The organism is Paracidobacterium acidisoli (assembly GCF_003428625.2).
GTDB classification, from domain to species: domain Bacteria; phylum Acidobacteriota; class Terriglobia; order Terriglobales; family Acidobacteriaceae; genus Paracidobacterium; species Paracidobacterium acidisoli.
Genome location: NZ_QVQT02000006.1, coordinates 253,831 through 273,560, shown reverse-complemented (window position 1 = coordinate 273,560; position 19,730 = coordinate 253,831). Strand labels below are relative to the sequence as shown.

The 19,730-nt window shown below is 63.5% G+C and carries 15 protein-coding genes; 7 read left to right on the top strand and 8 right to left on the bottom strand.

What is annotated here, in order from left to right; all coding sequences use genetic code 11:
• Window positions 1-27: 27 nt before the first annotated feature.
• Complete coding sequence (locus D0Y96_RS17055; RefSeq protein ID WP_158562454.1) at window positions 28-369, bottom strand: PspC domain-containing protein; 342 nt, start codon at window positions 367-369, stop codon at window positions 28-30.
• Window positions 370-482: 113 nt separating this feature from the next.
• Window positions 483-1,715, bottom strand: a complete 1,233-nt coding sequence (locus D0Y96_RS17050) for a tetratricopeptide repeat protein (RefSeq protein ID WP_117302314.1) — start codon at window positions 1,713-1,715, stop codon at window positions 483-485.
• A 222-nt stretch (window positions 1,716-1,937) separates the two neighbouring features.
• Between D0Y96_RS17050 and D0Y96_RS17045 the strand changes: the two genes are divergently transcribed.
• The gene (locus tag D0Y96_RS17045; RefSeq protein WP_147325108.1) at window positions 1,938-3,209 is read left to right on the top strand and encodes a hypothetical protein; all 1,272 of its coding nucleotides are present in this window, start codon (window positions 1,938-1,940) and stop codon (window positions 3,207-3,209) included.
• 23 nt (window positions 3,210-3,232) lie between these two features.
• Here the strand turns inward: D0Y96_RS17045 and rlmN are convergent, their stop codons facing one another.
• Entirely contained in the window at window positions 3,233-4,447 is a 1,215-nt protein-coding gene (gene rlmN / locus D0Y96_RS17040; protein ID WP_117302308.1) for a dual-specificity RNA methyltransferase RlmN, read from the bottom strand.
• Between the two features lie 147 nt (window positions 4,448-4,594).
• On the opposite strand from rlmN, the gene D0Y96_RS17035 reads away from it, so the two are divergent.
• Complete coding sequence (locus tag D0Y96_RS17035) at window positions 4,595-5,869, top strand: M16 family metallopeptidase (RefSeq protein WP_117302710.1); 1,275 nt, start codon at window positions 4,595-4,597, stop codon at window positions 5,867-5,869.
• Window positions 5,870-5,873: 4 nt separating this feature from the next.
• Here D0Y96_RS17035 and D0Y96_RS17030 read toward each other — a convergent pair whose 3' ends face one another.
• On the bottom strand, window positions 5,874-6,989 hold the full coding sequence (locus tag D0Y96_RS17030; protein ID WP_117302306.1) for a LacI family DNA-binding transcriptional regulator: 1,116 nt from the start codon (window positions 6,987-6,989) through the stop codon (window positions 5,874-5,876).
• 130 nt (window positions 6,990-7,119) lie between these two features.
• On the opposite strand from D0Y96_RS17030, the gene D0Y96_RS17025 reads away from it, so the two are divergent.
• From D0Y96_RS17025 to D0Y96_RS17010, 4 genes are all read left to right on the top strand, one after another.
• Window positions 7,120-7,812, top strand: coding sequence for an L-ribulose-5-phosphate 4-epimerase (locus tag D0Y96_RS17025; RefSeq protein ID WP_117302304.1), 693 nt, complete (start codon window positions 7,120-7,122; stop codon window positions 7,810-7,812).
• Between the two features lie 240 nt (window positions 7,813-8,052).
• Entirely contained in the window at window positions 8,053-9,777 is a 1,725-nt protein-coding gene (locus D0Y96_RS17020) for a sodium:solute symporter family protein (RefSeq protein ID WP_252263883.1), read from the top strand.
• 16 nt (window positions 9,778-9,793) lie between these two features.
• Complete coding sequence (locus D0Y96_RS17015) at window positions 9,794-10,006, top strand: hypothetical protein (RefSeq protein ID WP_117302302.1); 213 nt, start codon at window positions 9,794-9,796, stop codon at window positions 10,004-10,006.
• Between the two features lie 63 nt (window positions 10,007-10,069).
• On the top strand, window positions 10,070-11,479 hold the full coding sequence (locus D0Y96_RS17010) for an L-fucose/L-arabinose isomerase family protein (protein ID WP_117302300.1): 1,410 nt from the start codon (window positions 10,070-10,072) through the stop codon (window positions 11,477-11,479).
• A 192-nt stretch (window positions 11,480-11,671) separates the two neighbouring features.
• Here D0Y96_RS17010 and D0Y96_RS17005 read toward each other — a convergent pair whose 3' ends face one another.
• From D0Y96_RS17005 to D0Y96_RS16990, 4 genes are all read right to left on the bottom strand, one after another.
• Complete coding sequence (locus D0Y96_RS17005) at window positions 11,672-14,152, bottom strand: 2-oxoglutarate dehydrogenase E1 component (protein ID WP_252263882.1); 2,481 nt, start codon at window positions 14,150-14,152, stop codon at window positions 11,672-11,674.
• Window positions 14,153-14,280: 128 nt separating this feature from the next.
• Window positions 14,281-15,606, bottom strand: a complete 1,326-nt coding sequence (locus tag D0Y96_RS17000; protein WP_117302296.1) for an MFS transporter — start codon at window positions 15,604-15,606, stop codon at window positions 14,281-14,283.
• Between the two features lie 3 nt (window positions 15,607-15,609).
• Window positions 15,610-16,791, bottom strand: a complete 1,182-nt coding sequence (locus D0Y96_RS16995) for a glycoside hydrolase family 27 protein (protein WP_117302294.1) — start codon at window positions 16,789-16,791, stop codon at window positions 15,610-15,612.
• 65 nt (window positions 16,792-16,856) lie between these two features.
• The gene (locus D0Y96_RS16990; RefSeq protein ID WP_117302292.1) at window positions 16,857-18,191 is read right to left on the bottom strand and encodes a flavin monoamine oxidase family protein; all 1,335 of its coding nucleotides are present in this window, start codon (window positions 18,189-18,191) and stop codon (window positions 16,857-16,859) included.
• Between the two features lie 212 nt (window positions 18,192-18,403).
• On the opposite strand from D0Y96_RS16990, the gene D0Y96_RS16985 reads away from it, so the two are divergent.
• The gene (locus tag D0Y96_RS16985; protein WP_252263881.1) at window positions 18,404-19,645 is read left to right on the top strand and encodes a cupin domain-containing protein; all 1,242 of its coding nucleotides are present in this window, start codon (window positions 18,404-18,406) and stop codon (window positions 19,643-19,645) included.
• Window positions 19,646-19,730: the final 85 nt, after the last annotated feature.

Below are 19,730 nucleotides of genomic sequence, written 5' to 3'. Positions count from 1 at the left end.
CCGGGCTTCAGCCGCTGCGCAGGGGCCTCAGCTGCCGCTCGGAGGATTGTAAGTTGCGGCCGGCGGGGGAAGCGCGATCGGCTCCTCCGGCATGACCACCCAGAAGATGATATAGGCCAGCAGGCCCGATCCGCCCCCGAAGACCGCCAGCAGCACGGTAATCACCCGCACCCACACCACATCCCAGGCATAGCTGTTGGCCAGTCCCTGGCACACTCCGGCAATCATGCGCCCCGGCCTCGGACGCATCAGCCTGGATGCCCCCGTGTACAGTGGCGGAGGTGCATAGTACATCTGCGCTCCGCAGGCCGAGCAGAAGCGCGCGTCGTCGTTCAGCGCCTTACCGCAGTTTCTGCAATAGATCGCCATCGTGATTCTCCCTTGTGCGTCCGCCTGCGCGTTCATGCCGCTTCGGGAACGCTTTCTGCAGAGAAATACGAGGAACCGTCCCGCCGGGTTCCCTTCAGCATGCCATACCGGCGTCAGCGTCCGGTATAGGCGGTATGGATATACTTCTTCGCCTGGTCGCCCTGCACCGTGTCGCTGCCCGCGTTCAGCACCGCCTCATACTGCTGCACGGCCCGGGGATGATCCATCATCAGATCGTAGGTCTTGCCCGCCTCCAGCAGGCAGCGGCGCTTCAGCTCCGGGCTGGTCGAGGGCTCGGCCGCCGCGCTGCGATACGCCTCGACCGCGTCCATGTACATCCTCTGGCCGCGCAGGCTGTCGCCCAGCCCGAAGTACGCCAGCTCCTTGTGCGCATTATCGAAATAGCCCGGCCTCTGCGCCTGGCCGATCACCTTGCGATACGTCGTGATGGCCTTCAGCCCGTCGCCGGCATCCTTCTCCAGGTTCGCCTCTTCCAGACAGAAAAGAAAATCGCGCGGATACTCCTCCGCCAGCGAATGCGCCAGCGCGACCGCCGCCGGATACTTCGCCTCGCGCCGCAGGAAGAGCATCATCGTGGTCTTCGCCTCCACCTGCGTGATCACGCCGTGCGCCGCCGCGTCCTCGAGCAGCGCCATCCCTTCCGTCTTCGATCCGTGAATGCCGGCAAAGCCGATCAGCAGCTTGAAGGCGAAGGGCAGCGCGCCCACCACGTACTGATACACCCCGACCACCAGCTTGGCGTCCTCGTAGCGCGGATCAAGCTGCAGCACCTTCATGTGGTCGCTGCGCGCACCCAGCGCCAGATGCAGACCGCTGCCGAAGGCGCGCTCCACCATCGCCATGTACGCCGCTTCGAGGCTCCGCGCCCATCCCCGCGCAAACAGCGCATTCACGTCATTGGGATTGGTCTTCAGCTGTGCGTTCGCCTGGTTCACCGCCTGGTCGCTCAGCGCTTTGATCCGGTCGCGCACCTTCGGGTCTTCGACCACCGTATGCTTCCCGGTCAGAAACCCATCGTTGGCATAGAACGTCGTGTCCAGCAGGTCCAGCCGGTTCAGCTCGCGAAAGAGCGTCGCATCGAGCAGATACGCGGTCGCCAGCGGATCGTCAGGATGCTCCCGCTGGATGCGCTCGAAGCGCGCAATCGCCCCGTCGTAGTCCAGGTTGTAGAAGTGGCGAAACGCCTCCTGCACCTCCGGCTGGCGGTTCAGGGGATCGGTATCGACGGTCTCCGCCCTGGCGGATCGTCCGGCAAAGGCCGGCAAAAAGAGCAGAAATATCGCCGCTAAAAGAGCCGGTCCGGAGCGTGGAGAGAGTAAGCGCATGGATTCTGGATAGTTAGACGGAAGATAGCAGCTTTTTTCCGCACCGGGAACCTTCCCGGCCGTGCCTGTCTATCGTCCGCCAGGGGGGCTGCCGGGCGCCGTTCGGCCCAGGATTGTGACGTCGAAATGAAGTGTCGGTCATGCCGCTCCGCCGGCCGCTGAATCCCGGTGACTCTTCCCGCCCGCTCCTGTCTCATCGAGAGAGATCCACAGGGAGAATGAATGCTGAGCTGTTTTTCCCGGCTGCTTCTGCTGGCCGGAGTATGGTCCGCTCTGCCCGTGGCGGCCCAGGTTGCCGTCATACCCTCCGGTGTGCCCCTCCGGATTCAGATCGATCACCGCTACCGCGTAAAGACCGGCGTCCGGATGGAAGGCCATCTGATCGCGCCCGTTTATCTGCGCGATCATCAGGTGCTCGCCGTCAACACGCCCGTCTCCGGAACCATCCTTGCCCGCGATCCGGTGCGGGGCAGCGCGCGTACCCGCGCTCTGCTCGACGGCGACTTCACCCCGCTCGTCACCCCGCGCGTCGCCTTCGACACCCTCACCCTTCCCGACGGCACAGCCCTGCCCATGAAAACCGCGGCGGTCGAGCGCGACAGCTCCGTGATCCGCATGAGCAGCGGCGGCAAACGTCCCTCTCTGCGCCGGCAGGCCACCGCGCAGATCGAGGAGCGGAAGAGGGAAGTCCTCGACACCCTTCGCAAGCCGAACTTCGGAGACCGCGCCCGCCGCTGGGTCTACTCTCAGCTTCCCTGGCACCCGCAGATGATCTGGACCGGCACCGAATACGACGCCGATCTCACCGCGCCGCTCTCCCTCCCTCAGCCGCACCCACCTGCGCCGCTGCCGGTCCTCGATCTGCAGGGACGCCCGCCCATCGGCGTGATTCAGGCCCGCCTCGTCAGCGGTCTCGACTCCGCGACCACGCAAAAGGGCGCTCCCGTCGAGGCCGTGCTCACCAGCCCTCTGCTGACTCCGGACAAGTCGAAGCTCATCCTGCCCGAAGGCACGAAGCTCGACGGCACCGTGCTGCAGACGCGCCCCGCCCGCTGGCTCGCCCGCAACGGAAGGCTCCGCTTCAGCTTCCGTAAGGTGGAGCTGCCCGGAGCAGCCGGCCCCGCATCGCAGGAGATCCACGGTCAGCTCTCCGCCGCCGAAGCCGCTCCCGGCCAGCATGTGCAGATCGACGCCGAGGGCAGCGCCAAAAGCACCGGGGGACGCGACCAGCTCATCGCGCCTCTCGCTCTCGGCCTGCTCGCCGCCACCACCTTTGGAGACGACGCCGGCCACGTCGGCAACAGCGCCGTCACCAGCAACGGCTTCGGCCTCGCCGCCAGAATCGTCGCCATGAGCGCCGCCAGTCCGGCTGTGTCGCGCGGCTTCGCCTTTTTCGCGCTCTCGAAATCCATCTGGTATCGGTGGATCGCCAAAGGCCATGAGCTGACCTTTCCCAAAGACACCCGTCTCGAGATCACCCTCAACGAGCGCTGAAAGAGGAAAGAGAGGAGAAAGGGCTACGCTGTCGCCGAAGCCGTCTGCTTCAGTTGTCCGCAGGCCGCGTAGATATCCCGCCCGCGCGGGCGCCGAATAAAAGCCGGAATGCCCCTGTCGATCAGCCGCTGCTGAAAGGCGCTCACGTCCGCGGCCTCGGGCATGTGGTAAGGAATACCCGGACCGGGGTTCCAGACGATCAGGTTCACCTTCAGCGGCAGGTTGATCCGCCGCAGCAGCTTCACCACCTCATCGGCATGCGCGATCCGGTCGTTGATTCCGCCCAGCAGCACATACTCGAAGGTCACGCGCTCTCGTGGCCGCAGCGGAAGCTGCCGCACCGCATCGAGCACCGCCGCGATATCCCATTTGCGCGTGATCGGCATGACCGACTCGCGCACCTGATCGTTCGACGCATTCAGCGAGATGGCCAGCTTCGGCCGCACCGGCTCCGCGGCAAAGCGCAGAATGCCCGGCACAACGCCCGAGGTCGAGACCGTCATGCGCGACTCCGCGATGCCCACCTCTTCGACCAGCAGCCGCGCCGCCGCCATAAACGCGTCGTAGTTCAGAAAGGGCTCGCCCATGCCCATAAACACAAGGTTGATGCGGTCGCGCCCCGGCTCAGCGTCATGGCGCTTCAGCACCGCCGCGACCTGCCCGGCAATCTCGCCGGCCGTCAGGTTGCGCTGGATGCCGAGCTTTGCCGTCAGACAAAACCGGCAGTTGACGGCGCAGCCGATCTGGCTCGACACGCAGATCGTGGCGCGCTTTCTGCCCGCAGGCTGGTCTTTGCCCGCTGAGCCCTGCGCCCTGCGCTCTGAGCCCTGCTCTTCGTCGCCCGCCTCCGAGCCGTCGCCGGCCTCGCCGTCGTCGCCCTCCGGCATCCACACCGTCTCGACCGTCTGCCCGCCTGCGACCGCGAGCAGATACCGCTCCGTCCCGTCCACCGACTGAAAGGCCTGCGCAATCCGCGGCAGACCCACCTCGAAACCGGCCGCGCGCACCCTTTCCCGCAGCGTCTTCGGCCAGGGAGTAATCTCGTCCAGCGTCTCCACCCGCTGCCGGTAAAGCGCCTCCCCGAGCTGGCGCGCCCGCCACGTCGGTGCGGAAAACTCCGCCATCGCTTCTTCAAGTTGTTGATTGGAAAGGCCGAAAAGCGGCCTTGCAGCGACTGGATCGGCGGGCAGGGCTGGAGCGTCTAAAATAAGGAAAGGTTGTTCCCAGCCTGGACTCATCCGTATTGAGCATAGCGCAACCGGCCCCAGAAGCCTTTGCTGTGCACCCCGCCCCCGGATTGTTCCCGGAATCAAAATCGCAGGACCGGCTTTTTGAACAGCAGGCCCCCGAAAGAAAGTCAGGTTCGTCTAATGACTACCGAAGATATGGATCCGAATCGCAATATCCGCCGCACCGTACTGTCGAATGGCCTGACGCTGCTGACCGAAAAGATGGAGCACGTGCGTTCCGTCGCCATGGGCGTGTGGGTCCGCAACGGATCGCGCCACGAGCTGCCGGAGGTGAACGGCATCTCCCATTTCATTGAGCATATGGTCTTCAAGGGCACCAAATCGCGCTCCGCGCAGCGCATCGCCCGCGAAGTCGACGCCATCGGCGGCAATCTCGACGCCTTCACCGGCAAGGAGACCGTCTGCTTCAACATGAAGGTGCTCGACGAGCACGTGCCGACGGCCCTGGACGTCCTCTCCGATCTGGTCCTCAATCCCGTCTTCGCCGACGACGAGATCACCCGCGAGCGCGGCGTGATCCTCGAAGAGATCAAGATGGACGAGGACAATCCCGACTATCTGGTGCACGAGATCTTCACCCAGAACTTCTGGAAGGACCATCCGCTCGGCAAGCCCATCCTCGGCACCCGCGAGACCGTCCGCAAATTCGAGCGCGAAACCCTGATCGGTTTTTACGAGCAGCGCTTCCTCGGCGGAAACATGGTCTTCACCGCGGCCGGTAACCTCGAGCACGACAGCTTTGTGGAGCATGTGGTGCGGCGCTTCGAAGGCCTCCCCGCCGGCGAGTCGAAGTACTCCGGCCCTCCGCCCACTACCGCCGCGCGCATCAATCTGCGCAACAAGAAGAGCCTCGAGCAGGTGCAGTTGTGTCTCGGCGTGCCCGCGCCGCCGATCGGCGACGAATCGCGCTACGTCACGCTTCTGCTCAATACCATCCTCGGCGGCGGCATGAGCTCGCGCCTCTTTCAGACGGTCCGCGAAGAGCGCGGCCTCGCCTATGCGATCTACAGCGATCTCAATCCCTACCGCGACACCGGCTCCCTCTGCGTCTATGCCGGCACCTCGTCCGACAAGGCCGTGCAGGTCGTCGAGCTGGTCATGGCCGAGTTCCGCCGCCTGAAGACCGAGCCCCTCGCCGCCGACGAGCTGCGCCGCGCCAAGGATCAGCTCAAGGGCAATCTTCTGCTCTCGCTCGAAAGCTCCATGTCGCGCATGTCGAACCTAGCCCGCCAGCAGATGTACTTCGACTACTTCTTCGGCCTGCAGGAGATTCTCGACAAGGTGGAGCGGGTCACCGTAGAGCAGGTCATGCAGATGGCCAATGCGCTCTTCCGGCCTGACCTGGTTGCGGTGACGCTGCTCGGAAGGCTCGACGGGCTGAAGCTCACCCGCGGCCACCTCGTCTGCTGATCCTCTATTTGGCCGCCGTCTTCCGCTTTCGCGTGACCGTCCGTTTACCGTTCGAGATGGAAACGCCCGGCGGATAGCTGGTCGACTGCCGCACCGTCAGCCTGGTCGTCACCGGATAGCGGCTGGGCAGCGCCGGCTGGTCCGGCTTTTCGATATGGCTGCGCAGCGCCTCAAACGCGGCGCGCGCCAGGTCGGTGCGCGACATGCGCACCGTGGTCAGCGGCGGATGGACGAACTCGGCCAGATGGATGTCGTCGAAGCCGATGATCGAAAGATCTTCCGGAACGTTCATCCCCTTGTGCGACAGCACGCGCAGCGCGCCGATGGCCGTCATATCGTTCGAGCACATCACGGCGGTGGGATGTTCCTTCGCGGCCAGCAGCCGCTCCATGGCGCGCATGCCGCCCTCGAGCGTGTGATCGCCCTCCACCAGCCATGCGTCGAGCGGCTTCAGACCGATCTCCGCGCAGCAGTCCAGAAAGGCCGCCTTGCGCAGCTGGCACGACCGCTGCTGCAACGGGCCGCTGATGAAGCCCAGATGGCGATGGCCCAGCGCCGCCAGGTGCTGCACGCCTTCGCGAATCCCGTGCCGGTAATTCACCACCAGCGCGCTCACCAGCGGACTCGGCGGACCGGAATCGACGAAGACCATCGGAATATTGCGCGAGGCAAACTCCTCGAGCAGCGGTTCTTCGATGCCGAAGGTCATCACCGCCACGCCGTCCACGTTGCGCTCCAGCATGCGCCGGATGCAGGTATCCATGCGCTCGAGGTCGTAGCTGGTCGAGCCGATCAGAATCTCGTAGCCGTTCTTCACCGCAATCTCCTCGAAGCCCTGAATCAGCTCCGGGAAGAACGGGTTCGTGATCTCCGAGATCAGCAGTCCCATCAGGTGGCTGCGGCCGGAGACCAGAGCGCGCGCCTGCGTGTTGGGAAAATAATTCAGCTCTTCGATCGCCTTCCAGACGCGCTTCGCCAGCTCCTGGTCGACAGTCGGCACACGGTTAATAGTGCGTGAAACGGTGGCAATGGAGACGCGCGCATGATGCGCCACATCGCGGATATCGAGGCGCTTGCGGCCTGCAACGGGTTGTCTTGGCTTACGTTTGACGGCAGACATGGGCTTTCGGCTTGACTTGGCAAGTGTAAAACGCATAGCTTCAAAAAGCCAGTAAACGTTTGCCCGAAAGAATACGGTTAAACCGATTTAGTACAATTGCCTCATTTGCGGCGAAAGGCCAGGCCACAGCATGCTGGAATCTCTGCGCGAGCAGGTGCTCGAAGCGAATCTCGAAATCGTTCGCCGCGGGCTCGTTCTTTATACCTTTGGAAATGCAAGCGGCATCGACCGCGAACAGGGACTGGTGGCCATCAAGCCGAGCGGCGTGCCGTATGAATCCATGAAGCCGTCGGACATGGTGCTCACCGATCTCGACGGAAAGATCGTCGAAGGCTCGCTTCGCCCCTCCTCCGATCTCGCCACGCATCTCTTCCTCTATCGCGAGTTTCCCACCATCGGCGGCGTGGTCCACACGCACTCCGAGTTCGCCACCGCCTGGGCTCAGGCCGGGCGCAGCATTCCTTCCTTCGGAACCACGCACGCCGACTACTTCTATGGGCCGGTTCCGGTCACCGATGAGCTGAACGCGGAGGAGATCGGCGGCGACTATGTTCTGAACACCGGCGTCGCCATCGCGCGCCGCTTTCGCGAGCAGAATCTTGATCCGGACGCCGTTCCGGCCGTTCTCGTTGCCGGACACGCCCCGTTCGCGTGGGGCAAAACGCCGGCCGCGGCTGCTTATCACGCCGTAGTGCTCGAGGCGGTGGCCCGGATGGCCTTCTATACGGTTACTCTGAATGCTGAGGGAGCGGGTATCTCGCAGGCGCTGCAGGACCGCCATTATTTTCGCAAGCACGGCGCAAAAGCGACGTACGGGCAGTAAAGATATACGAAGTCCGGACAAATAAAGATATAAGAAGTACGGACAAATAAAGATATAAGAAGTACGGACAAATAAAGATATACGAAGTAAAGACAGATAAAGATATACGGATGTACAGGCAGAAATCAGAATGAACGGCAGATAGAGGCATCTCTCTGCGATACGCGCCGGCTCCATCGGCATATTTTCGGTTTATGAATTTGAAGCACGACTTTCAGGCGGATTGAGGCAGGACCAGGCATGCACTTTGCAATCACAAACCCGGCAGCGCTCTGCGCGATGCTGTCGTCGTCGCTGGTAAAGCTCAGCGGAGTCGATATAGCCGTGATCGCGGTCTATTTCGCGATCGTGATCTTCATCGGCTTTTATCTGAAGGGCTCCTCGAACACCAGCGAGGAATTTTTCATGGCGGGACGCGAGATGACGGCGTGGATCGCCGGTCTCAGCTTCGTCTCGGCAAACCTTGGGTCGCTTGAGCTGATGGGATGGGCGGGCTCGGCCTACCAGTACGGCATTCTCGCCACGCACTGGTACTGGATCGGCGCCATCCCCGCCATGCTCTTCCTCGGCATCGTGATGATGCCGTTCTATTACATCTCGAAGGTCAACTCGGTTCCCGGATATCTGCACCTGCGCTTCGGCGACGGCACCCGCGCCATCTCGGCCATCAGCTTCGCCTTCATGACCGTGCTGATGAGCGGCATCAATATGTATGCGATGGCCATCGTGATGAAGGTGGTCCTCGGCTGGAACCTCAACTTCAGCATCTGGATCTCTTCGATCACCGTCGCCATCTACGTCGCCCTCGGCGGACTGCGCTCGGCCATTTACAACGAGGTCCTGCAGTTCCTGCTCATCTGGCTCGGCGCGCTGCTCGTGCCGATCATGGGCATCATCGAGGTCGGCGGCTGGAGCAACCTGAAGGCGCAGATCGCCGTCCGCCTCGGCAGCACCGACTACACCCACCTGTGGAGCACCACCGGGCACTTCCGTGATAACCCCATGGGCATTCACTGGACCGGCCTCGTCTTCGGGCTCGGCCTCGTGACCAGCTTCGGCTACTGGACCACCGACTTTCTCGTCGTCCAGCGCGTGCTCTCCGCGAACAACCTGCGCTCGGCGCGCATGGCTCCCATCATCGGCGCGGCCTTCAAGATGATGGTGCCGTTCATCGTCATCCTGCCCGGCCTCATCGCTCTCTCCGCGCTGCCCTTTCATCTGGTCGGCGAAGCTCAGGCCGTCGCCTCCGGCCAGCACAGCTACAACGAGGTGCTGCCGCTGATGCTGGTGCGCTACTGCGGACCGGGCCTGCTCGGCCTCGGCGTCACCGCGCTGATCGCCGGCTTCATGTCCGGCATGGCCGGCAACGTCAGCGCCTTCGCCACCGTCTGGACCTACGATATCTACGGCGCCTTTCTGAATAAGAAGGCGAGCGACCGGCATTATGTCTCGATGGGCCGCTGGTGCACCTTTATCGGCGTGCTCATCTCCGTGGGCACGGCCTATCTGGTGCAGCACGCGGCCAGCATCATGGACTACGTGCAGGGTCTCTTCAGCTTCTTCATCGCGCCGCTCTTCGGCACTGTGATCCTTGGCATGCTGTGGAAGCGGGCCACCAAAGCGGGCGGCTTCTGGGGTCTGCTCGCCGGTACCGGCACGGCCATCGGGCTGTGGTCGTGGGTGCGCCACGATCCTTCGGCGCTGCGCTATGTGGCGCTCTCGCCCGACGCGAAAGCTCTGGCTGAAGACATGTACCGCGCTCTGTGGTCCTGGCTGGCCTGCGTAATTGTCACCGTGGTCGTGAGCCTGATGACCAAACCCCGGCCCGAGGCCGAGCTCGAGGGGCTCGTCTACGGAGCCACCAAAATTCCCGAGGAGCGCGACGATCACTGGTATCAGAAGCCCATCGTATGGGCGGCCCTGATTGCCGTCGTCTTCATCGCGCTCAATATCATCTTCTGGTAAGGCGGAGCAGACAATCATGCGTGAACCCATTTCGATCTGGTTTTTTTCCGGCGTTCTCTTCCTGATCTATGGCGCGATTATCACCGTCACCGGATTATGGGAGCTCTCCCATCCTCTGGTTCATCCGCCGGTGCTCTACAACCAGTTCCATCCCGCCATCTGGTGGGGCGCTCTGATGGGCGTGGGAGGACTGATCTACACCATTCGTTTCTGGCCCCGCGTACGTTAAGAGCGAAGGCCGTTTCTCCGCGCACCGAAGTTACAGACAGGATCAGGAGCTGAAACCGGACTTATGAAGAAGCAACTTACTTTCGGACTTATCGTTGGCAATCGCGGCTTTTTCCCCGACCACCTCGCAAAAGAGGGGCGCGAGGAGATGCTGGGCGTTCTGGAAAAAGCGGGGATCAAAGTGATCGCTCTCACCCCCGAGCAGTCGAAGTACGGCGCCGTCGAAACCCATGAAGAGGCCCGCCGCTGCGGCGAGCTCTTCCGCAAACACCGCGACGAGATCGACGGCATCCTCGTCACGCTGCCCAACTTCGGCGACGAGCGCGGCATCGCCGACGCCATCCGTCTCTCGACGCTGAAGGTGCCCGTTCTCATCCAGGCCACGCCCGACCGCAAAGACATCATGAAGATCTCGCATCGCCGCGACAGCTTCTGCGGCAAGATGTCGGCCTGTAACAACCTCATGCAGTACGGCATTCCGTATTCGCTGACGAAGTCGCATACCGTCCAGCCCGACTCCGACGAGTTCCGCAGGGATCTCGAATGGTTCTCCGCCGTCTGCCGCGTCGTCGACGGCTTCAGCAACCTGCGCATCGGCGCCATCGGCGCGCGCCCCGCGGCCTTCAACACGGTGCGCTACAGCGAGCGCCTGCTCGAGCGCTCCGGCATCTCGGTCGAGACGCTCGACCTCTCCGAGGTCATGGGCCGCGTCGCCCGCCTGAAGGACAACGACGACGCCACCCAGGCCAAGCTCGCCGCCATCAACTCCTACGTCGCCACGAAGGGCATTCCCCAGGAAGCGCTGATGAAGATGGCGAAGCTCGGCGCGGTTATCGATACCTGGATGCAGCAGACGCACTGCACCGTCAGCGCCATCCAGTGCTGGACCTCGATGGAGGAGTACTTCGGCGTCGTGCCCTGCACGGTCATGAGCATGATGAGCGAGAACCTCTTCTCGAGCGCCTGCGAGACCGACGTGGCCGGCACGCTCAGCATGTACGCCCTCGCTCTCGCATCCGAGACGCCGAGCGCCCTGCTCGACTGGAACAACAACTACGGCGACGATCCGGATAAAGCCGTCTGCTTCCACTGCTCCAACCTGCCGAAGCACTTCTTCGCCGATGTCGTCATGGACTTCCAGGAGATCATCGCCGGCACGGTCGGCAAGGAAAACACCTTCGGCACCTGCGTGGGCCGCGTAAAGGCCGGCGCGATGAGCTATGTCCGCTTCTCGACCGACGACTATCACGGAAAGATTCGTGGTTATATCGGCGAAGGCGAATTCACGAACGATCCGCTCGAGACCTTCGGGGGCGCCGGTGTGGTGAAGATTCCGAATCTGCAGAAGCTGCTGCACTACATCTGCGAGACCGGCTTCGAGCACCACGTCGCGGCCAACTTCTCGAAGGTGGCCAGCCCCGTTTACGAGGCCGCCGTTCGCTACCTCGGCTGGGAGATGCATCTCCACGCGTAACGCAGCACGCAGGGCTCAGAGCGCAGGGTACAGGAAAAAGCAAAAGCGTCACCATTACGGTGACGCTTTTTTGCTTTTGCATGCAGGTGATGGAAAAAGGGCAATCAACATGGAGCAGTCATCTGTAAAGATGCACATCTCATCCTGAATTCTGATGGCTAATCCCTAATCCCTAATCCCTGATCCCTGCCTTCAATGACTCGCCTTTTCCTTCAGCCCCGGTCCCAGAGCCAGCTCGATCAGCGTGCGCTGTTCCATCTCGTGCGCTTTGGCCGAGCCGGTTGCGGGGCTGGCGGCAGCCGAGCGCTTGATGCTGAGCACCTGCCGGTCGCGGAAGAGGCGGCGCAGGCGTGGCATCACGAAGGAGAGCGCGCCCATATTCTCCGGCTCTTCCTGCACCCATACCAGCTCCGTCGCGCCCGGATGAGCCTCAATCGCGGCCTTCAGCTCCGCCTCGGGCCACGGATAAAGCTGTTCGAGGAAGAGGATGCCCGTCGTGCCGTCGCCGCGCTTCTGCCGCTCCACGCGCAGATCGTGCCCGATCTTGCCCGTGCACAGCAGCAGCCGCTCCGCATTCTGAATCCCTGTCTCCGGCAGCACATTGCGGAAGCGCGGCTGCGCAAAGTCGGCAATCGGAGAGACCGCGTCCGGATGGCGCAGCATGCTCTTCGGCGTGAAGACCACCAGCGGCTTCCGCCACGGGCGCAGCGCCTGCCGCCGCAGCAGATGGAAATACTGCGCCGCCGTCGAAGGCTGGCAGATCTGAATATTGTCGCGCGCCGCGAGCTGCAGGTAGCGCTCGATGCGGGCGCTCGAATGCTCCGGTCCCTGGCCTTCGTAGCCGTGCGGCAGCAGCAGCACCAGCCCGCTCAGCAGTCCCCACTTGTCTTCACCGGCTGAGATGAACTGATCGATCACGATCTGCGCGCCGTTGGCGAAGTCGCCGAACTGCGCCTCCCACAGCACCAGAGTCTCGGGATAATCGCGGCTGTACCCGTATTCGAAGCCCATCACGCCGGCTTCGGAGAGTATCGAGTTATAGACCGAAAACGTCGCCTGGTTCTCGTTCAGATGGTTCAGTGGAATCCACGGACGCTCATTCTCAATGTCGATCAGCACGCTGTGCCGCTGGTTGAAGGTGCCGCGCTGGCTGTCCTGCCCGCTCAGGCGTACCGGCGTGCCCGCAGTGACGAGCGACGCAAAGGCCACCGCCTCGGCCATGCCGTAGTCGAACGGACGTTTGCCGTGGCCCATCTCGGCGCGCTGCTCCAGCAGCTTTTTGATCTTGGGATGAATGTGGAATCCCTCGGGAAACGACGCAAGCCCCTGCGCCAGCCGGTCGACCGCTTCCTTGTCCAGCCCCGTCTCCACTTCATACTCCGCGCGGTACGGGCCGCCCGGATACGCCTTCCAGTACTCGGGAAGCTGCGCCAGATGCGCCTTCTTTTGCATCGTGGTCGCCGTCTTCTGCGCCTCGGAGAACTCGGCCTGCAGCTCCTTCACCCGCGCCGACACATCCAGTCCCGTCTGCTTCGCGTAAATCTCATACAGCGCCGGATGGTCCTTGATGCGCGCATAGCGCAGCGGCTGCGTAATCGTTGGATCGTCGACTTCGCTGTGGCCGTGGCGGCGGTAGCCGATCAGATCGACCACCACATCGGTGTGGAACTTGTACCGGTACTCGGCGGCCAGCGCGGCAATGCGAACCACCGCCGCCGGGTCCTCCGCGTTCACGTGGAAGATCGGCACCGGCAGCCGCTTCGCCAGGTCCGACGAATAGCGCGACGAGTTCGACTCGTCCGGCTCTGCCGTGAAGCCGATCAGATTGTTCACGATGATGTGAATGCCGCCGCCCACGCTGAAGCCGTCAATGCCGCCCAGGTTCATCGTCTCCGCCCAGATGCCCTGGCCGGCGAAGGCTGCGTCGCCGTGAATGATAACCGGCAGCACGCGGTCCATGCCGTCTGCGCCGTAGCGGTCCTGCCGCGCCTTCGCGCGTCCCATCGCCACCGGATCGACCGCCTCCAGATGGCTGGGGTTCGACACCAGGTGCAGCGAGATTCTTCCGCCGTTGCGCGTCGGATAATCGCCCGTCGCGCCGACATGGTACTTCACGTCGCCGCCGCCCAGAATGCTGCGCGGGTCCACATCTTCAAAGCGCGAAAAGATATCCGCCGCCGATTTGCCGAAGGTGTTCACCATCACGCTTAGACGTCCGCGATGGCTCATGCCCATCACGCAGCGGTCGGCCGTCAGCTCCGCCGAGCGGTTCAGCAGCTCGTCGAGAAAGGGAATCAGCACCGTCACGCCTTCGAGCGAAAAGCGCTTCGTTCCCAGATAGCGCGACTGAATCACCTGTTCGAAAATATCGGCCCGCGTCAGCAGGTCCAGAATATGGGCCGAGTCCACCTTCGCCGGCTCGGATTCGAGGTGTTCCTGAATCCATTCGCGCCGCTCGCGGGCGGGAATGTGCATGAATTCTGCGCCGATCGTGCCGCAGTAGCAGCGCCGGGCATCGCCGGCATCGGCGCCGGAGAGATCGAGTTCAGGAACCGGTGCGGGCAGCAGGTACTGGCCCAGCGGATCGAGCTGCGCCTGCAGATGGCCCCAGCGCCGGAAGGCATCAAAAATAAGTTCGCGTGAGGAGGGCGTAGCAGCAGATCGTTCTGACATGGGTTCCGAAGTGGTCGAGTCCAGTCTGGTCGAAGTCATAAAAATAATGGATGTCCGTATGAAGGCTGGGGGATGAAGTATGGTCCGGTCGTTTGCCGGGTATCAGACAGCAGCGGCTGTCTTCCATTCTACGCCTCGTGCGCAGGCTTCGCGGAGCCGCGCAGCAGCACCAGCGCAAGCAGCGCGGAGAAAAACAGCAGAATCGCCGTCACCCACAGCGCAGCGCGAAAGCTGTGCGTCAGGTCGCTCACCCGTCCCATCAGATACGGACCGCAGAAGCCGCCGAGCGCGCCGATGGAATTGATCAGCGCAATGCCGCCCGCCGCCGCCGTTCCCCGCAGCCTGTTCGCGGGCAGCGCCCAGAAGGGTCCAAAGCAGCCCCAGATGCCCGCCGCCGCCAGAATCAGCGCCAGCGCCGACGGCAGGGGAGAGGTCAGCACCGCGCTGAGAGCAAAGCCGACAGCCGCAACCGCAAGGCTCGCCGCCAGATGCCGCCGCCGCTCGCCCGAGCGGTCGGAGCTGCGCGCCATCAGCAGCATCGCCGCCATCGCGAAGACGTAAGGAATGGCGCTGAGCGCAATCGCCCGCTCATCGGAGACGTGCGCCAGGCGCTTCAGCATCACCGGCAGCCACAGGCTCAGGCCGTACAGACCGACCGAGATCGCGAAGTAGAAGAACGACAGCAGCCAGACGATCCCGCTCGAAAAGGCGTGACGCAGATGGTGCCCGTCATGCGCGTTTCCGGTCTCATGCGAAGCGACCGCCGCCGTCAGCCACGCCCGCTCCTCTTCTGCCAGCCAGCGCGCATCGCGCGGGTGATCGACCAGAACGAACAGCACCAGAATGCCGAAGACGATCGAAGGCAGCCCCTCGCCCAGAAAGAGCCACTTCCATCCGGCAATCCCCGCCACTCCGTGCAGCGACAGCAGCACGGTCGAAAACGGAGCGCCCACAATGCCCGCCACCGTGGTGGCCGCCATGAACCATGCCACCGCCCGCGCGCGGTGCAGCGGAGGAAACCACCACGTCAGGTACAGCACGATGCCGGGAAAGAATCCCGCCTCGGCCGCGCCCAGAAAAAACCGCACCAGATAAAAGCCCATCGGCGTGTGCACCAGCGACATGCACGACGAGAGCACGCCCCAGAACATCATGATCAGGGCGATCCACCGCCGCGGCCCAAGGCGCAGCAGCACCAGGTTCGCCGGAATCTCGAAGAGCGCATAGCCAAGGAAGAAGAGTCCCGCGCCCGCTCCGTACACCGTATCGCTGAAGTGCAGGTCGCGGCGGATCGACAGCGCGGCGTAGCCGATGTTGACACGGTCGAGATAGGCGAAGACGTAAAGAAGAAAGAGGAAGGGAACCAGCCGGAAGAAGACGCGGCGGAGAATATTTTCTCCATAGGTGCTGGCCGCGTCTGCTTCGGCGAGTTGTTCGTCAGCGAATGGGGGCATCGACTACGGAGTGATCTTCAGCATCACCACGCCGTGGCGCGGCACCACTACAGTGTAACTGCCGTCCGATGCCGTCACGTCCTTATGCGCCCACAGATCGCGCAGCTTCGCATTTTCCTCAAAGCCGACCTCGCTCAGATGCAGCGTCATCGGCAGCGGCGACTCGGCGCGGTTGAACAGAGCCACGGCCTTTGCGCCGCCGCTGAGCGGCTTCGCCCAGATCTCGTTCGGACCCACCGCCGAAACCCGGTCGCCCTGTTTGCCCATCGCATCCTGGTCGACGGCGATCACTTCTTTGTTCAGCAGAATGCTCAGCGTCTCCGGCGTCATTTTGCTCAGGTCGTTGCCGGCCAGCAGCGGAGCCGCAAGGATCGCCCACAGGCTCATGTGCTGGCGGTATTCGTCCGCGGTCATGCCGCCGTTGCCCACTTCGAGCATGTCAGGATCGTTCCAGTGCCCCGGCGCCGCGTACTTCGAAAGCCCGGCCTGCGCGAAGCCGATCTCTTCCATCCGGCTGTAGTGGTCTGAGATATCGCCCGTCGTGCGCCACAGGTTGCCGCCCACGTCCGTGCCCCACTCCCACACCTTGTTCCATCCGTACTGGCACAGGCTGTAGACAATGGGACGCCCGGTGGCCTCGATCGCGCGGTTCATCTTCTGATAGGCAGCCTTCTCCATATCGAAGGCCTTCTGCGGATCGCCGTTCGACTCCTGCTGCATGATTTTGCGAAAGCTGCACAGGTCGTACTTCAGGTAATCCATGCCCCACGCGGCGTAGGTCTTCGCGTCCTGCTCCTCGTGTCCGTAGCTGCCCTCGTATCCGGCGCAGGTCTTCGGCCCCGGCGAGGAGTAGATGCCGATCTTCAGCCCCTTCGCATGCACATAATCGGCAAGCGCCTTCATATCGGGAAACTTGCTGTTGGCATGGATCACGCCCTGGGCGTCGCGCTGCCCCTGCCAGGTGTCGTCGATGTTCACGTAGATGTATCCGGCATCCCGCATGCCGCTCGAGACGATGGCGTCGGCGGCCGCGCGCACATCGGCGTCCGTGACCTTTCCGGCAAAGTGGTTCCAGCTGTTCCACCCCATCGGCGGAGTCGCCGCGGCGGTCTGGGCCGAAAGCACCGGAGCGGTGGCGGCGCAAATGGAAGCGATTACATAGAAGGCAAGTTTTCTTTTGAACATGGCTACAGGACACGTTCCTTTCGCAAAGCAGGTTCGGTTAACGGATCGCAGTGTACAGGAAACCATCATGATCTGGCAGTGCCCGCCGGAGCAAGCGCCTGGCTGGCCGCGCGCAGCCCCGACCGCAGCGCGCCGTGCACCGTGCCCCAGTGGCCCGTCGTATCGGTGTGCTCGCCGGCGAAGAACAGCGTCTCTTCGACCGGCTGCGCCAGGTCATCGGAGGCGTGCAGCGCTCCCTTCGGCGCATAGCTGTATGCGCCCCGGCTGTACGGGTCTGACTGCCAGTCGTGCGCGAACGAAGCCACCAGCAGCGGCCGCAGCGTCTCCGGATGCCGTCCGAAGATCCTCGCCAGCGCATTGAGCGCGAGGTCCTGAAAGAGGTCCATTTCTGCGGGAATACCCAGCGCCCGCGGCCCTCCCACCCACGCCGTCAGCACCGGATCGGTGCGCGGCGAGGTCGTCCACCACACCCCCGGCGTCAGGTCGCGCGTAAAGAAGAAGCTCACATCCGGAAAGCGATCGCGCCAGAAGGCCTCGCGAAACAGCAGCGAGATGCGTACCGCCGTGCCCATCGCCATTCTGCGAAAGGCCGCGCCCGCCACCGGCGGATCGGGCGCAATCAGCGCGCGATGCGACTGCAGCACGCCCAGCGGCAGCGCCACCACGCATCGCGGCGCCTCGAAGACTGTCGTATGCACAGGATGGCGGTTCCACGAATAATCCGGCGTCCCGCTCTCAGGCGACGGCCGTGTCGTCACGCGCACCGAGCCGGGCTGCCACTCCACCCGCTGCACCGCATTCTGCAGATGCAGCTCGCCTCCGGCCGCAACAAAGCGCTCACACAGAAACTCCGCCAGCCGCTGATAGCCCTCCTGCACACGAAAGGCTCTCCCGCCCTCGATCGCCTCCTCGGCCTGCTGCTGCTTCACCAGAGCTGCCGTGCCGATTACGCCCGCGTCGGCCGCGTTGAAGCCTTCCACATAGCCCGTCAGCCACGCCGCCGCCTGGCCCGGCGCATGCTGCGCTGCGATCCACTCCGCAAAGGTCTCGTCCGGTTCGCCCGTCATCTGCTCCAGCAGAGAAAAGCCCCGGCCGTCTTCGCAGTCAGCGGACGCGCCGTTTTCAAAGCATGCGTGCTCGCCCTCGCGCTCAAAGAGCGTCAGCCCCGCTTCGTGGATCAGCGCATGCAGCTCCGGCGGCACGCCGTGAACGAACTCCGCGCCCAGCTCGAAGGGCAGATCGCACGCCGGATGCCGTACCGAATGCACGCGGCCTCCCACGCGGTCGCGGGCTTCGAGCAGCGCCACATGTGCGCCGGATTCGGCCAGCGCGCGGGCCGCGGACAGACCGGCGATACCGGCTCCGAGAACGAGGATGTCGGGAGTGAGCGAGCGGGGCATGCCTCCATTGTCGCCGGAGCGGCCACATCCTGCACTCCGTCACGCTCTGCGAATCCCGTCTGCGCAACGGCAAAACCCGAATGATAGATTGGAACCTGTCCGCATGCCGGCTGAAAAAGGCGGATGAAATGTCTCCTTTTGCCGGCCCATCGCTTCAGTCAGCACATACAAGGAGAGCAGGCAGAGTGAGCAGGGAATCGGAAGAACAGCCGTTGGCGGTCCAGACCGTCTCGCGAAGAAATTTTCTCGGCGCAGGTTCCGTCGCCGTGGCAACCGCGGCCTTTGCCGGACTCGCCGCGCACGCGCAGCAGAGCGGAACCGCCAAAGCCGAGCACGACCACTCCTCCAGCAATCCCGGACAGGAAAACCGTCCGCTGCTCGATGAGAACCCCGCCTCGAACATGCCGCCTCCCACCGACCACGGCGACATCGGCGCCATCTGGTACTCCTTCGACCTCGCGCACAAGCGCGTGCAGGAGGGCGGCTGGACGCACGAGGTCACGCAGCGCCAGCTTCCGCTCTCAAAGGACATCGCCGGCGTAAACATGCGCCTCACCGCCGGCAGCTATCGCGAGCTGCACTGGCACACCGCCGACGAGTGGGCCTTCATGCTCTACGGCAGCGCCCGCATCACCGTCCTCAGTCCCGACGGAACCATCTTCATCGACGATGTGAGCAAAGGCGATCTCTGGTTCTTCCCCGCCGGCTTCCCGCACTCCATCCAGGGCCTCGGCCCCGACGGCTGCGAGTTCCTGCTCGTCTTCGACGAAGGCGCATTCGCTGAGGACAACACCTTCCTGCTCTCCGAATGGGTCGCCCACACGCCGCCCGATGTGCTGATGAAGAACTTCAACCTGCCGCAGAGCGAGATCGCAAAGCTGCCGAAGGACGAGCTCTACATCTTCCCCTCCGATGTGCCCGGCTCGCTTGCACAGGCCCGCGCCGCTGCCGGAGGAGCCTCCGTCGCTTCGCCCGTCTCCTACACCTTCAAAATGGGGGCGATGGCCCCCACCAAAAAGACGGCAGGCGGCGAGGTCCGCGTCGTCGACTCGCATAATTTTCCCGTCTCGAAGAGCATCGCCGCCGGCCTGGTCACGCTGAAGCCCGGCGGGCTGCGCGAGCTGCACTGGCATCCCAACGCGTCGGAGTGGCAGTTTTATCTCTCCGGCAAAGGCCGCATGACCGTCTTCATGCCGCCCGGCCGCGCGCGCACCATGGACTTCAACGCCAACGATGTCGGCTTCGTCCCCGCCGTCGCCGGTCATTACATCGAGAACACCGGCGATACCGATCTCGTCTTTCTCGAGATGTTCAAAGCCGATACCTTCGCCGACTTCTCGCTCAACAACTGGCTGCGCCGTCTCCCGCCGCAGATGGTCACCGCTCATCTGAACCTCGATGAAGCCGCCATCCGCAGGATTCCATCGGAGAAGCAGGAAGTGATCGCGGGATAACAGGAGCCCTCAGCGTGCCGGGTCTGTCATCGGCAGATCCGGTGCTGCCGGGCAGAAGGCTATTTGAATGTTTGGGAAGGGCACG

Excerpts from the sequence above, each read along its gene's own strand:
- D0Y96_RS17030 (WP_117302306.1), bottom strand. The coding sequence starts at position 6,989 with ATGTCTGCCGTCAAACGTAAGCCAAGACAACCCGTTGCAGGCCGCAAG.
- D0Y96_RS17050 (WP_117302314.1), bottom strand. The coding sequence starts at position 1,715 with ATGCGCTTACTCTCTCCACGCTCCGGACCGGCTCTTTTAGCGGCGATA.
- D0Y96_RS17000 (WP_117302296.1), bottom strand. The coding sequence starts at position 15,606 with ATGCCCCCATTCGCTGACGAACAACTCGCCGAAGCAGACGCGGCCAGC.
- D0Y96_RS17010 (WP_117302300.1), top strand. The coding sequence starts at position 10,070 with ATGAAGAAGCAACTTACTTTCGGACTTATCGTTGGCAATCGCGGCTTT.
- D0Y96_RS16990 (WP_117302292.1), bottom strand. The coding sequence starts at position 18,191 with ATGCCCCGCTCGCTCACTCCCGACATCCTCGTTCTCGGAGCCGGTATC.
- D0Y96_RS17035 (WP_117302710.1), top strand. The coding sequence starts at position 4,595 with ATGGATCCGAATCGCAATATCCGCCGCACCGTACTGTCGAATGGCCTG.
- D0Y96_RS17055 (WP_158562454.1), bottom strand. The coding sequence starts at position 369 with ATGGCGATCTATTGCAGAAACTGCGGTAAGGCGCTGAACGACGACGCG.
- D0Y96_RS16995 (WP_117302294.1), bottom strand. The coding sequence starts at position 16,791 with ATGTTCAAAAGAAAACTTGCCTTCTATGTAATCGCTTCCATTTGCGCC.
- D0Y96_RS17045 (WP_147325108.1), top strand. The coding sequence starts at position 1,938 with ATGCTGAGCTGTTTTTCCCGGCTGCTTCTGCTGGCCGGAGTATGGTCC.
- D0Y96_RS17015 (WP_117302302.1), top strand. The coding sequence starts at position 9,794 with ATGCGTGAACCCATTTCGATCTGGTTTTTTTCCGGCGTTCTCTTCCTG.
- D0Y96_RS17025 (WP_117302304.1), top strand. The coding sequence starts at position 7,120 with ATGCTGGAATCTCTGCGCGAGCAGGTGCTCGAAGCGAATCTCGAAATC.
- rlmN (WP_117302308.1), bottom strand. The coding sequence starts at position 4,447 with ATGAGTCCAGGCTGGGAACAACCTTTCCTTATTTTAGACGCTCCAGCC.
- D0Y96_RS17020 (WP_252263883.1), top strand. The coding sequence starts at position 8,053 with ATGCACTTTGCAATCACAAACCCGGCAGCGCTCTGCGCGATGCTGTCG.
- D0Y96_RS17005 (WP_252263882.1), bottom strand. The coding sequence starts at position 14,152 with ATGTCAGAACGATCTGCTGCTACGCCCTCCTCACGCGAACTTATTTTT.